Genomic DNA, 13,242 nt, shown 5'->3' on the forward strand with positions numbered 1-13,242 from the left:
GTGCGTTTGCGTGGACCAAGCAAATTCTCCGCGACATTTGTTGACAGTAGCCCAGCTCACTTCTAGTCTAGTTAAATCATATTTTATGGAACACGAGAATCCATAAGTCATATATTAGTTTGCACGCAACGGAGTGAATGCATGAATCAGCAAGTCCCGCCAATTGTGGTGATGGGTGTTTCGGGCAGCGGCAAAACCACCATCGGCCAACTGCTCGCCGACCGGCTGGAGCATGAATTCATCGATGGCGACAGCTTGCATCCCAAGGCCAACAAGGAAAAAATGGCTGCCGGCCAGGCGCTGGATGACGCAGATCGCGAGCCATGGCTGGAACTGATTGGAACGAAGTTGGCCGAAAGCAATCAGCGCCAGGCGCCGCCGGTGATCGCCTGCTCCGCGCTCAAGCGAAGCTACCGGGATCTCATCAGGCGTCTGGCACCGGCGACGGTTTTCATCCACCTTGCCGGTGGCCCGAACTTGATTCGGGATCGGATGACTGCGCGTTCGCACGAGTACATGCCGGCCAGCCTGCTCAACAGCCAGCTGGCCACACTCGAAGTACCGGACCCGGACGAACCGGTGCTCAGTGCCGATATTGCCGACAGCCCAGAGGAGATCGTCAGCCAATTGGCCGCAAAGCTCACTTCGCCGAACGCTCCTCGTGCGGCGCACTGACATCAATCCGCAAACCCCCAAGGCAAAGGCCTCCCATTGATCAAGGAAGACAATGACAAGCGAACTTGAACTGAACTGGACGCTGGGCACGCCCGGCCTGCTGCTACTGGCGGTCGCCGCGGTAGCGCTGCTGCTGCTGCTGATCATCCGCTTCCGTGTCCATGCGTTCCTCGCACTGGTACTCACCAGCTTGCTGACCGCCGTAGCGTCGGGCATCCCCGCTGAATCGGTCATTACGACACTGACCGGCGGCTTCGGATCCACTTTGGCCAGCGTGGCACTGCTGGTCGGCCTGGGTGCGATGCTCGGACGCATGCTGGAAACCAGCGGCGGTGCCGATGTGATGACCAGCTGGCTGATCTCCAAGTTCGGCGAGAAGCGCGCGCCACTGGCCTTGTCGGTAGCCACTCTGCTCTTCGGCTTCCCGATCTTCTTCGATGCCGGACTGGTAGTCATGCTGCCGATCATCTTCACTGTGGCCCGCCGCCTGGGCGGTTCGCTGCTGCTCTACGCAATCCCCTCGGCCACCGCATTCTCGGTGATGCACGTATTCGTGCCGCCCCACCCTGGACCGGTGGCCGCGTCCGGCCTTCTGGAAGCCAACGTCGGGCTCGTGCTGGTGCTCGGCCTGGTCGTCGCGATCCCGACCTGGTTCGTTGCCGGGCATCTGTTCGGAAAGTTTGTCGGCAAGAGGTTCGACATCCCGGTCCCGAATATCCTGGATGCGGCTCTGGGCAATGGGGCATCGAAGGACGAGTTCAAGTCCTTGCCGTCGGTGGGCACGGTATTCAGCCTGCTGCTGCTCCCGCTGCTGCTGATCTTCATGAATACCGGCTTGAACATGCTCGGCTCCGCAGGCGTCGTGGATGCGGAATCCGCCTGGGTGCGCTGGCTGCGCCTGCTCGGCGAGACCCCGGTGGCCCTGCTTATTACGGTGCTGCTGGGCATCTTCCTGCTGGGATTCCTCAAGGGCAAGGACAAGACGCTGACCGAAACCGTCGTGGACTCGGCCTTGGGTCCGGTCTGCTCGATTATCCTGATCACCGGTGCAGGCGGCATGTTCGGCGGCGTGCTGCGGGCCAGCGGCATCGGCAACGCCATCGCCAGCTCGCTTGAATCGGTGGGCATGCCGCTGATCGTCGCCGGCTTCCTGATTGCTGCCATCGTCCGCCTGGCCCAGGGTTCGGCCACGGTGGCGCTGACTACGGCGGCCGCCATCGTCCAGCCTGCGGTGCTGGCCGATTCCTCGCTGAGCGCCTTCCAGATCGCTGCCATGGTGCTGGCCCTGGCCGCGGGCTCGGTCTTCGCCGGTCACGTCAACGATTCGGGCTTCTGGCTGATCTCGCGCTTCCTGGATCTCGATGTGCCCACGACCTTGAAGGTGTGGACTGTTGGCCAGGCGCTGGTTTCGGTGGTCGGCTTCGCCTGCGTCATGGTGCTCTACGGCCTGGCGACCGCACTGGCCTAAAGCGAGCCCAGGCTACGCCAAGAATCTGCCGGGGCAGCGATGCAGATCGCTGCCCCGGCAGATTCTTCGTGCGATGCGGGGGAACCCGGCTACTGGGAGCTCTTGGCCGGATCCACGAACAAGCGCGGTGCTCCGTCCCAGAGGCCGCAGATTTCGTTGTGCGTCCGGCGCATGATGCTTTCCATGTTCTTCCGCGCGCTGGCGGCATCCGAATTGGAGATCGCATCGGCGACTGACTGGTGCCAGAGCAGTGCTTCTTCGTGGGGGCGCTCGGGCATCAGGCCCAGTTCGGTGCGGCCACGCAGGATCGCGCCGATCGGGGTGGAGAGGTTCGCGAACATCTCGTTGCCCGAGGCGGCCAGCACCACCGCATGGAATCGGATATCCAGCTCCAGGAATCGCCGCAAATCGCCTTGGCGTCCGTAATGGTTCATCTGCGCGGAGAGCATCATCAGCTCCTTGCGCATCGCTTCGGGGGCGAACTCGGCCGCCAGTTCCGCGGCCATCGGCTCGACGGAAATGCGCAGTTCGGTCAGCGAGCGCAGCTGCGCGCCCTTCTGGTCGCTGGCCAGCCGCCAGCGGATGACATGATCGTCGTAGGGGTTCCAGCTCTCGGCGCCGAGCACTCGAATACCTACCCGCTTGGTGCTGTTGACTAGGCCGCATTGAGCCAGGACCCGGATGGCTTCACGGATCACCGAGCGCGAGACCTGCAGCTTCTGTTCCAGGTCGGCGGCGAGGATAATGGAGCCGCGCGGAATTTGCCCGCTGATAATGCGGGAGCCGAGGTGCTCAACCACATGAGCGTGCAGACTTGTTGCCATGGGGTTCAGTTTAGCCAATGGCCTGCGTCAAATCAGACTAAGGCGAGTCGACCGCCGAAATATATATGCTTTAACTTTTGCGATCCGCTGTAAATCACGGCCCTCGCCCTTGTAGGATGGAATGGTCACGTGGCCGTGAACAGGGATCGTGACTCATCCGGTCTCTGCTTGGCGGTTCAACTCCCCGTAATCGATGGAGACTTATTTTTATGCCTGCACAGATTGGTGTCACAGGTCTGGCCGTCATGGGCGCAAACCTGGCCCGCAACTTCGCTCGCAACGGATACACCGTCGCCCTGCACAACCGCTCGGTCGGCAAGACCGACGCGCTGCTCGAAGCGCATGGCGATGAAGGCGATTTCATTCGCACCGAAAGCCTGGAAGAACTGGTCGCAAACCTCGAAACCCCGCGCCGCGTGCTGATCATGGTCAAGGCCGGCTCTCCGGTGGACTCGGTCATCGACCAGCTGGTGCCGCTGCTTGAAGAGGGCGACGTGGTCATCGACGCCGGCAACTCGCACTATACCGACACCCGCCGCCGCGAAGCCTCCCTGGCCGAGAAAGGCCTGCACTTCGTGGGCATCGGCGTTTCCGGCGGCGAGGAGGGCGCGCTGCTGGGCCCATCGATCATGCCAGGCGGTTCCGCCGAATCATACAAGTCGCTGGGCCCAATGCTGGAGAAGATCTCCGCGAAGGCCGACGACGGCGCACCGTGCTGCGCCTGGATCTCCACCGACGGTGCCGGCCACTTCGTGAAGATGGTCCACAACGGCATCGAATACGCCGACATGCAGGTCATCGGCGAAGCCTACGACCTGATGCGCAACGCCGCAGGCATCGAGCCGGCCAAGCAGGCAGAGATCTTCAACGAGTGGAACCAGGGCGAGCTGTCCAGCTTCCTGATCGAGATCACCGCCGAAGTATTGGGCCACGTCGATGCTTCCACCGGCAAGCCGCTGGTCGATGTCATCCAGGACTCCGCAGGGCAGAAGGGCACCGGCCGCTGGACCGTGCAGTCCGGCCTGGACATGGGCTCGCCAGTTTCGGCCATTGCCGAATCGGTCTTCGCCCGCTCGCTGTCCTCGCAGCGCGATATCCGCGCTGTGGGCCAGCAGGTGCTGACCGGCGAAACCGCCGAGGTCGCACTGCCGGAGAACTTCGTCGAGGATGTGCGACAGGCGCTGTTCGCCTCGAAGCTGGTTTCCTACGCCCAGGGCATCGACATGCTCACCTCGGCTGCCGGTGAATACAACTGGGAGCTGAAGCTCGATGAGATCGCCGGCCTGTGGCGCGAGGGCTGCATCATCCGTGCGGCCCTGCTCAAGGACATCACCGCTGCCTACTCGGCCGGCGAGAAGCCTTCGAACCTGCTGTTCGCTCCGGCATTCGCCGAAGCCATCAACAAGGCTGTTCCAGCATGGCGCCGCGTGGTTTCCGTTGCTGTCCAGCTGGGCATCCCTGCGCCGGTGTTCTCCTCGTCGCTGGCCTACTACGATGGCTTGCGCCGCGACCGCCTGCCAGCAGCCCTGACCCAGGGCCTGCGCGACTACTTCGGTGCGCATACCTACCGCCGCACCGATAAGGAAGGCACCTTCCACACGCAGTGGAGCGGTGACCGTACCGAAATCGCAGCCGAGGATACCCACTAATACCGGGATGCCCTTCAATGGCCTGCCCGAGCTCGCTGGAGTTCGGGCAGGCCATTTTTGCGCTCGAATGATCATGGATCACCGGAATGTATTCCACACAGGCGCTGATCGCGACGTAGTGCGGGCACTTGTCCGTCGCGTACCGGTTCGGCTTCAGGGCAGCGACAGCTGTCTGGCATGGAAAGCGAAGTGCAAGCTGGGGTAGGCGTAGACGTCGGCCAAGCTCATGCGCTCATGGAAAAACGGATCCCACCGGCGCGGGAAGTCGACGCAGCGCTGCAGGTCCGCGATGTCTTCTGTTGCCAGCTTGGCCAGGATCGCTGCTTGGGCCCGCTCCAGCCGTGTGCGCATGCGGCGATGGTTGTAGACCGTAGCCGCCGCGCAGGATCCGAGGTAATTCACCGGGTGGAACAGCCGCGTGCCGGAATTGAGCACCGCGCAGAAGGCCGAACGGATCCACGGCGGGCATTTGATCAGCAGGTGCACCAGCGGGATGAGCGCGCGGACCACCATGTAGCCGAAGACCATGTGGAAGAGCAGCTGCTCGTTGCTCCAGCGGGTGCCTGCGCTGTGCTTGGCCAACGAGCTGCGATCGGCGCCAGACAAGAAGCCAGCCAAGGCAGCGGCATCACGCCGGTAGCTGGCGGCAATTTGTTCTCGAACCTGGTCCATCGGTCATCGCTCCGCGCAAGGAAGTCCCGAGCCCGTTGCCGGGATTCCATGGTATACCCGTCTTCGCGCAGCGGCACCGTCTAGGAAGATGTGCTGCTAGTCCTCCAGCAGGTTCTCCGCGCACTGCAGCAAGCGGACTGCTTCGCCGGGGGAGATGCGCACCAGGGCGAAGGCCGCCACCACGAGCCCGGTAATGGTATCGCTGAGCAGGGCATGGCGTTCGGAGGAGAGCTCAGGGCGAACTGCCTTCAATCCGCGGCCCACGGCGCCATCGAGTTCTTCGCGGTAGGCGGAAATGATGGCAGCGACGTCGTTTTCGGCGGCAATCGGTGCGCTGGCGGTGTTGATCAGCAGGCAGCCGTGGGCTGCCGGCAGGGATTCGGGTTTCGCGAAGGCGGCGGCAAGTCCGCGCAGGTAGTCTTCCAGCGCGTGGGCCGGTACGGGATCCTGGAGCAGTGGACGCAATCGCGGGCGCACGATCTCATTGAGGTAGCTGTCCACCGCTGCGTCGAAGAGGCCGCGCTTGGAGCCGAACGAGTTGTAGATGCTGGAGCGGCTCAGGCCGGTAGCGTTTTCAAGCTCGGGAATGGACGTGGCCTCGAAGCCCCGTGACCAGAAGACCGATCGGGCACTCTGGATGACTTTTTCCTTATCGAATGCGGATGTTCGCGCCATCACACCCATCTCCTCTTTTCGTAACGACCATTCCAGTATATATTGAAATGGTCGTTACAGAATAGTTGTTCCCCGCACACCCAGGACGCATCATGATCATCGCCGCGCAGATCCTCGCAACCGCAGCTGCCCTGCTGCACATCTACATCTTCTCGATGGAGTCCCTGACGTGGACCACCGCGAAGACCCGTTCGGTGTTCAAGACCAGCGAGGCCGAAGCCGAAGCGACGCGGGAGATGGCCTTCAACCAGGGGTTCTACAACCTCTTCCTGGCCGTAGCCTCAATTGCAGGCGTGATCGCCTCGGGCCTGGGACACATGGCAGTGGGCGCTACCTTGGTCTTCGCCGGAACCGGCTCGATGCTGGCCGCCGCTCTGGTCCTGGCACTGGGCAGCCCCGGCAAAGCGAAGCTCGCCATCAAGCAAGGGATTTTGCCATTGCTGGCCATCGCGCTGCTGATCCTTGGCCTGATGCTGGGCAACTAGCAAGACACCGAGAATTCCACACGCTACCGAGACTTGAAAGAACTGGTAACCATGACCAAAGCAACCAGCACGCAGATCCTGCTCGCTTCCCGCCCCTCCGGTTGGCCGACCCAGGAGAACTTCTCCGTGCAGACCGTTGAGCTGCCGGAGCTGGAAACCGGGGAAATCCGGGTGCGCAACGAGTTCATTTCCGTGGACCCGTACATGCGCGGACGCATGAACGACACCCGCTCCTACATCCCTCCATACCAGATCGGCGAGCAGATCCTCGGCGGAGCGATCGGCCGGGTCATCGAGACCGCTGACGCGGCCTTCCCGGCAGGCACCCTGGTCCAGCACCAGCTGGGCTGGTCGGACACCGTGCAAGCCGATTCGTCCAGCTTCAAGCCGGCGCCTGATCTGCCCGGGGTATCGTCATCTCTGCGCCTGCACATCCTGGGCATGACGGGTCTGACCGCCTATGTGGGGCTGAGCGCCGTCGCGAATCTTGCCGAGGGGGAGACCGTCTTCGTCTCCGGCGCCGCAGGTGCAGTGGGCACTGCTGCCGGGCAGATCGCCAAGCTCATGGGAGCCAAGCGCGTCATCGGTTCGGCCGGCAGCGCCGAGAAGGTTGAACTGCTGACCAGCAAGTACGGCTACGATGCAGCCTTCAACTACAAGGATGGCGACGTGCACGGCCAGCTGGCGGCAGCAGCACCGGAAGGCATCGATGTCTTCTTCGACAACGTGGGCGGGGATCACCTCGAAGCTGCCCTGGCAGCTTTCAACGATGGCGGACGCGCAGCCCTGTGCGGCGCCATCGCCAGCTACAACACCACCGAGCCGGCACCGGGACCGCAGAACATGTCCAACCTGATCACCCGCGGACTGAAACTGCAGGGATTCACCCTCTCCAGCTACCTTGATCTCGCCCCGGAATTCGGCGAGCGCATGGGCCAATGGTTCTCCGAAGGCAAGATCGCCTACGACGAGACAATTGTTGACGGCATCGAGAATACCGTGGACGCCTTCCTGGGCATGATGCGCGGCGCAAATACCGGCAAGATGCTCGTGCGCATCTAGCCTCGGCCACCTGACGATTGCTCCGGTCCGAAGCCCAATCTAGGATCGGAGCATGAACGGATATGGTGGCGGCTGGGGCACTGGGCTGGGAATCGTGCTCGCGCTCGTCCCGCTGCTAACTGTACTCATCGCGGGCGCAGGCGTAGTCCTGGCCATGCGAACGCTGCGGCTGCGCTCGAAAGTGGATACCGCCGGTCAATGGTGGCTTCGCGTCCAATACGCCATTGACCGGTGCTTGTCCCAGGACATCGCCGAGCAGAACGTCGGCACGTCGATGCTCGAGCATCTGCAGGGCGCAGGCCAGCCTCCCGAAGGCCTGGACGACGCGCAGCGCAGATCCTGGATGCGCGAGCACAAGGATAGCTGGACGGTGCAGCCCGAGGACTTGGCCCTGATCCGTGATGCGGTAAAGCAGCTGGCACTGGATAAATTCCGTGCGCGAGACTCCACAGGAATTCGGAAGGACGCCGATTCGCATGCCGAATTCGACTCGCTGCGTCGCCAAGCGCAGTTGGTCTCGAAGATCGATGCGAAACTGGGCACCCGAACGGACCCGGACATCCTGAGGATTCTTGCCGACGGCTAGCTACCGCAGCATCCTCGCGTCGGTGATTTCCGGGGCGGACGGGTCATCCTCGGTGGTGCCGTCGAAGGCGAAGCCGTTGCGTTCATAGAACCTGATGGCCCGCGGATTCTGGGCAGCCACCCAGAGCACCGCCGGTTCATCGCCCAGCACTGCATCCAGCAGCGCCTGCCCTGTGCCATCCCCATGGAAGGCCTGCAGCACATACAGGTTGTACAGCTGCCGAGCCTCGTCTTCGCGCAGGCCTTCGGTATTTCCCGTGGGCGGAGCCGAAAGTGCGAAGCCGACAAGCTTCCCGTCCTCGTTCTCCGCCACGCAGATCCGGAACAGCGGTTTCGGATCATCCAGCACCCTGGTCCACATGGCCATGCGCTGCTCATCGTGCGCGGAGTCGAAGAACCCTTCGGGCAGCAGATGCGTGTAGGTTTCCTTCCAGCACTCGACATGCAGCCGGGCCAGCTCCTGCGCGTCGGCCGGCAGAGGTTTCCTGAGTTTCTGCACCACGCCTAGCCCTTGACGTAGGCGGCGAGGTGTTCGCCGGTCAGCGTGCCCGAGGCGGCAAGATCCGCCGGGGTCCCTTCGAAGACGATGCTTCCGCCTTCGTGGCCTGCCCCGGGGCCCAGATCGATGGCCCAGTCGCTGTGCGCGACGACTGCCAGGTGATGCTCGATGACAATGACGGTATTGCCTTCGTCGACCATCTCGTCGAGCAGCCGCAACAGGTTCTGCACGTCGGCAATATGCAACCCGGTGGTTGGCTCATCCAGGATGTAGGTGCCGGCGCCCTGGCCCAGGTTGATGGCCAGCTTGATGCGCTGCCGTTCGCCGCCGGAGAGCGTATTCAGACGCTGGCCCAGTTTCAGGTAGCCCAGGCCCACCTGGTTCAGTCGTTCCAGCATGGCCTTGGCCTTGGGCACCTTGAGCTGCTCCAAGGCTTCTTCCATGCTCAAGTCCAGGACGTCGGCGATGTTCAAGCCGTCCAAGGTGTATTCCAGCACTTCAGCTGTATACCGCTTGCCGCGGCACTGTTCGCACGGCAGGGCGACTCCGGCCATGGACGCCAAATCCGTGTAGGTGAACCCGACGCCGCTGCAAGCAGGGCAGGCGCCGGCCGAATTGGCGCTGAACAGGGCAGGCTTCACACCGTTGGCCTTCGCGAAGGCGGCACGGATCGGATCCATGATCCCGGTATAGGTGGCCGGGTTCGAACGCCGCGATCCGCGGATCGCCGTTTGGTCCACCACGGCAACATCCTCGCGCTTGGCGATCGTCGAGTGGATCAGCGTGGACTTGCCCGAACCCGCAACGCCGGTGATCGCGCACATCACGCCGGTGGGAATATCCACGGAAAGATTCTTCAGGTTGTGCAGGGAGGCGCCACGCACTTCCATCGCACCAGTGGCCTTGCGCGGGGTGGTATTGAGGGCGGCACGCGTCGTGAAATGCTTCCCGGTGAGCGTATCGCTGGCGAGCAAGCCATCGACGGCCCCGTTGTAGCAAATGGTGCCGCCATGGGTGCCGGCACCGGGGCCCAGATCGATTACGTGGTCGGCGATGCCGATGACCTCTGGCTTGTGCTCCACTACCAGCACGGTATTGCCCTTGTCGCGCAGGCCGGCCAGCAACCCGTTCATCCGCTGGATGTCATGGGGATGCAACCCCACGGTGGGCTCGTCGAAGACGTAGGTGACATCGCTGAGCGCTGATCCAAGATGCCGGATCATCTTCACGCGCTGGGCTTCGCCGCCGGAGAGCGTGCCGGCCGGGCGGTCAAGCGAAAGGTAGCCCAACCCCAGATCCACTATGGATTCGAGCACTGCCTTCAAATTGGTGATCAGCGGCGCCGCATCCGGGATCTGGATCTGATCCAGCGCGTCGAGCAGCTCGGATACCTGCATTGCGGTCATGTCCGCTATCCCCAGGGAATTGATCTTCGACGCGCGGGCCGCCGGCCCGAGCCGGGAACCTTCGCAGGCGGAGCATGGGGCGGTCGTGGAGATCCGCTCGATCCACTCGCGGATATGGGCTTGCTTGATTTCCCGGCCCGAATGGATGTAATTGGACTTGATGCGCGTGATCAACCCGGAGTAGCTCATGTTTGCGCCGTTGAGCTTGACCTTGCCCGCTTCCTCATAGAGCATGCGGTCCAGCATGGCCTTGGGCATGTCCCTGAGCTTCACGTCCAGGTCCGGCTGCGTGCCGGCGGTCAGCGTCTGCCACAGCCAGGCGCCCGGGGCGAAGTTGGGCGCCTTGATGGCTCCCTCGTTCAGGGTCTTGTCCCAATCCAGCAGTTCATCAAGGTCGATGCTCGCCTCGGTGCCGAAACCCTCGCATACCGGGCATGCGCCCTGGCCGAGATTAAACGAATACGCGCCCGCGCCGCCGGCGCTCGGGGTGGAGTACCGCGAATACAGGACGCGCAAAAGCGAATAGGCATCGGTAGCCGTGCCCACCGTAGAACGCGAATTCGCGCCCATGCGTTCCTGGTCGACCACGATGGCCGTGGACAGATTCTCCAGCACCTCCACATCAGGCCGGGGCATCGATGGCATGAAGCTCTGGATGAAGGTCGTGTACGTTTCGTTGATCAGCCGCTGGGACTCGGCGGCAATCGTGCCGAACACCAGCGAGGACTTGCCTGATCCCGATACGCCGGTAAAGGCGGTGATGCGCCGTTTGGGAATATCGACGTCGACGCCCCGCAGGTTGTTTTCCCGTGCTTGGCGTACTCGGATCGTGTCATGGCTATCGGCAGGGTGCTGGCTCATGTCCCAAGCCTACTGACTATTGGACCCGCCAGCACCTCGCCCGGGCTTGCCTGCTTGCAATTGCTGCCCCCTCCGGTGGAGGATCGAATTACCAGGGAATCGCCGATTCCTCGTCGAGAGCGGAGAATGCCATGCCGGATGCACCTCGGAAACTACTCAAGCTCAGCTCGGCGGCAGCACTGGCCGGCTGCCTCGCGCTCGCCGGTTGCGGCAGCACCTCCGGCGGCGCACCAAGCGAAGCGTCCACGGATCCTGGAGCCAGCTCGACGCAAACTTCCTCCGCAACCGCATCCCCAACCGCGACCTCGTCCGAGCCGACAGAGCCTGCAGCTTCAAGCACGCCGGCCGATGAGGAATCGGAGCAAACGGAAACGATCGGGGGACAGGAGCTGGGCAAGCTGCCGTCAAACGCCACCGAGTATGCCGACGCGCTGGTCGTTGCCTGGGGCAACGGGAATGAAGCCCAAATGAAACAGCTGGCCACCGCCCAAGTGGTCGCGTCCCTGACCGAGCATTCGGCGGCAGGTGGACCAAATTGGTCGCAAACCAGCAACGACGCCGGAGCAGGGTCGGTGTTCGTGAGCTATGAAAATGCCGAAGACGGGACCGTGCTGAACCTGCGGGTGCAAAACCAGGTTGTCGGGCAGGGCCATGAACAAGGCGTGGTTGAAGCAAGCTTCGAGTAGTCCACGACGTCACACCAGCACCATGCCGCTTAATTGTGGCCAGACGCCCTCAGCCGCTGAATCGCTGAATATTCATCTGGGGAACGGTCGATACCCCAGCAATCGAATTCAATGGGAGTCCTTGCGATTTCAGGCGGGAATTATTCGGCAGAAGCGCGAATTTCCGTAACACTTAAGCCAATCACAGGATTTCGGTGTAATGGAAATTACGTCTATCATGATTGAGGCGTGCGCCACGACACACCTGTGGCCGTCGCGCAGGGCGCTCCGATCCCTAACCGTTTATAAGGACTTTCATGAAGCTGCTGAAATCTATCCCACTGCTTGGCTGGGTGCTCGTTGCCATCGTGCTGGGCATCCTGCTTGGCCCGGTCATGCCGGTCTGGTTGGGAAGCGTATTCCTGACCTACAACTCGATCTTCTCCGGATTCCTTGGCTTCATCGTGCCTTTGATCATCTTCGGCTTGGTCGCACCGGCAATCGCTGAGCTTGGCAAGGGCGCCGGCAAGTGGTTGGGCATCACCGCAGTCATCGCCTACGCCTCGACCTTGGCCGCAGGCCTGCTTGCCTACTTCGTCAGCCGCTGGCTGTTCACCAAGTCGCTGTCCGGCGGCGGTGTCGAAGAAGTTGGCACGGGCGAAGGATCCGGTTTCGAGCCGTACTTCTCCCTGGTCGGCGAGGCAGGGGATTCCGCAACTGAAATCGTGCTGACTCCGCTGATGGGCGTCATGACCGCACTGGTGCTGGCATTCATGCTGGGCCTGGGGCTGACTGCCTTCCGCTCCACCGTGATCTTCCGTGGTGCGGTGGAATTCCGCAGCATCATCGAAATGGTCATCCGCCGCGTGATCGTTCCGGCGCTGCCGCTGTTCATCTTCGGCATCTTCCTGGACCTGTCCGCTGCCGGTGACGCCGTTATCGTGGTGCAGAAGTTCCTCTTCGTTGCAGTGATTTCCTTCGTGCTCACCCTGGTGGTCCTGCTGGTGCAGTACACGATCGCTGGCGCGATGAACAAGCGCAACCCGCTGGCCGCCCTGTGGGGCATGCGCAATGCGTACTTCACCGCATTGGGCACCTCGTCGTCGGCCGCAACCATTCCGGTGACGCTGGAATCGGCCAAGAAGAATGGCGTGGCCGACGCCGTGGCCGGCTTCGTGATCCCGCTGTGCGCCACGATCCATTTGTCCGGCTCGATGGTCAAGATCACCTGCTTCTCCATCGCCGTGCTCTTGCTGACCGGCGGCGACGTGTCCTTCGGCGCCTACCTCCCGTTCATTCTGATGCTGGGCGTCATGATGATCGCCGCCCCAGGCGTGCCCGGCGGCGCTATTGCGGCCGCTGCTGGCCTGCTCTCCCAGATGCTCGGCTTCGGCGAGGTCGAGGTCGGCCTGATGTTCGCGGCCTACATTGCACTGGATAGCTTCGGCACCGCAACCAACGTGACCGGTGACGGCGCGCTGGCCATGATCATGCACAAGCTGACCCGAGGCAAGCTCGGCACCCAGCCGCAGGATCCCGAGGACGAAATCGTCGAACTCGCAGATGGCACCGAATCGGGGGAGCACAAGCTGGCCTAACCCGCTTGCCACACAAGCATGAGCATCGATGCCCGGTACCAGACTTGCAGGTACCGGGCATCGATGCTTTGTTCTGCCGGCAAGCAAGCCGGCCCACGAAGAAACCCGCCCAGCGGCC

The 13,242-nt window shown here is 62.6% G+C and carries 13 protein-coding genes; 8 read left to right on the forward strand and 5 right to left on the reverse strand.

From position 1 onward, the window contains the following. The first annotated feature begins 141 nt into the window (after positions 1 to 141). Positions 142 to 675 carry a gluconokinase gene (locus ACR9WD_RS07750; RefSeq protein ID WP_434923132.1) on the forward strand — a complete coding sequence of 178 codons (534 nt, stop codon included), beginning with the start codon at positions 142 to 144 and terminating at the stop codon, positions 673 to 675. Between the two features lie 52 nt (positions 676 to 727). Then, a complete protein-coding gene (locus ACR9WD_RS07755; RefSeq protein WP_434923133.1) occupies positions 728 to 2,143 on the forward strand; it encodes a GntP family permease in 1,416 nt (471 codons plus the stop codon). Between the two features lie 89 nt (positions 2,144 to 2,232). Here the strand turns inward: ACR9WD_RS07755 and ACR9WD_RS07760 are convergent, their stop codons facing one another. Then, the gene (locus ACR9WD_RS07760; protein ID WP_434923134.1) at positions 2,233 to 2,967 is read right to left on the reverse strand and encodes a FadR/GntR family transcriptional regulator; all 735 of its coding nucleotides are present in this window, start codon (positions 2,965 to 2,967) and stop codon (positions 2,233 to 2,235) included. A 209-nt stretch (positions 2,968 to 3,176) separates the two neighbouring features. On the opposite strand from ACR9WD_RS07760, the gene gndA reads away from it, so the two are divergent. Further along, positions 3,177 to 4,616, forward strand: coding sequence for an NADP-dependent phosphogluconate dehydrogenase (gene gndA / locus ACR9WD_RS07765; RefSeq protein WP_038990948.1), 1,440 nt, complete (start codon positions 3,177 to 3,179; stop codon positions 4,614 to 4,616). Positions 4,617 to 4,769: 153 nt separating this feature from the next. On the opposite strand, the gene ACR9WD_RS07770 is transcribed toward gndA, so the two are convergent. Both ACR9WD_RS07770 and ACR9WD_RS07775 read right to left on the reverse strand, forming a co-directional pair. Then, positions 4,770 to 5,288 carry a DinB family protein gene (locus tag ACR9WD_RS07770; protein ID WP_434923135.1) on the reverse strand — a complete coding sequence of 173 codons (519 nt, stop codon included), beginning with the start codon at positions 5,286 to 5,288 and terminating at the stop codon, positions 4,770 to 4,772. Positions 5,289 to 5,384: 96 nt separating this feature from the next. Then, entirely contained in the window at positions 5,385 to 5,963 is a 579-nt protein-coding gene (locus ACR9WD_RS07775) for a TetR/AcrR family transcriptional regulator (RefSeq protein WP_121867813.1), read from the reverse strand. Between the two features lie 65 nt (positions 5,964 to 6,028). Between ACR9WD_RS07775 and ACR9WD_RS07780 the strand changes: the two genes are divergently transcribed. The 3 genes from ACR9WD_RS07780 to ACR9WD_RS07790 are packed head-to-tail and all read left to right on the forward strand — an operon-like array spanning position 6,029 to position 8,096. Continuing rightward, positions 6,029 to 6,448 (forward strand): DUF1304 domain-containing protein, encoded by a 420-nt coding sequence (locus ACR9WD_RS07780; RefSeq protein ID WP_434923136.1) that lies wholly within the window; start codon positions 6,029 to 6,031, stop codon positions 6,446 to 6,448. Positions 6,449 to 6,499: 51 nt separating this feature from the next. Continuing rightward, positions 6,500 to 7,510, forward strand: a complete 1,011-nt coding sequence (locus tag ACR9WD_RS07785; RefSeq protein WP_434923137.1) for an NADP-dependent oxidoreductase — start codon at positions 6,500 to 6,502, stop codon at positions 7,508 to 7,510. Positions 7,511 to 7,562: 52 nt separating this feature from the next. After that, a complete protein-coding gene (locus ACR9WD_RS07790; RefSeq protein ID WP_149596861.1) occupies positions 7,563 to 8,096 on the forward strand; it encodes a hypothetical protein in 534 nt (177 codons plus the stop codon). Here the strand turns inward: ACR9WD_RS07790 and ACR9WD_RS07795 are convergent, their stop codons facing one another. Beyond that, positions 8,097 to 8,597 carry a GNAT family N-acetyltransferase gene (locus ACR9WD_RS07795; RefSeq protein WP_434923138.1) on the reverse strand — a complete coding sequence of 167 codons (501 nt, stop codon included), beginning with the start codon at positions 8,595 to 8,597 and terminating at the stop codon, positions 8,097 to 8,099. Positions 8,598 to 8,599: 2 nt separating this feature from the next. After that, positions 8,600 to 10,861: an ATP-binding cassette domain-containing protein gene (locus ACR9WD_RS07800; RefSeq protein WP_434923139.1), complete on the reverse strand. Its 2,262-nt coding sequence runs from the start codon at positions 10,859 to 10,861 to the stop codon at positions 8,600 to 8,602. A gap of 131 nt (positions 10,862 to 10,992) precedes the next feature. On the opposite strand from ACR9WD_RS07800, the gene ACR9WD_RS07805 reads away from it, so the two are divergent. After that, on the forward strand, positions 10,993 to 11,547 hold the full coding sequence (locus ACR9WD_RS07805) for a hypothetical protein (RefSeq protein WP_434923140.1): 555 nt from the start codon (positions 10,993 to 10,995) through the stop codon (positions 11,545 to 11,547). A 296-nt stretch (positions 11,548 to 11,843) separates the two neighbouring features. Then, a complete protein-coding gene (locus tag ACR9WD_RS07810) occupies positions 11,844 to 13,124 on the forward strand; it encodes a dicarboxylate/amino acid:cation symporter (protein WP_434923141.1) in 1,281 nt (426 codons plus the stop codon). Positions 13,125 to 13,242: the final 118 nt, after the last annotated feature.

Source organism: Glutamicibacter sp. PAEs-4 (assembly GCF_051161755.1).
In the GTDB taxonomy this organism is placed as follows: domain Bacteria; phylum Actinomycetota; class Actinomycetes; order Actinomycetales; family Micrococcaceae; genus Glutamicibacter; species Glutamicibacter nicotianae.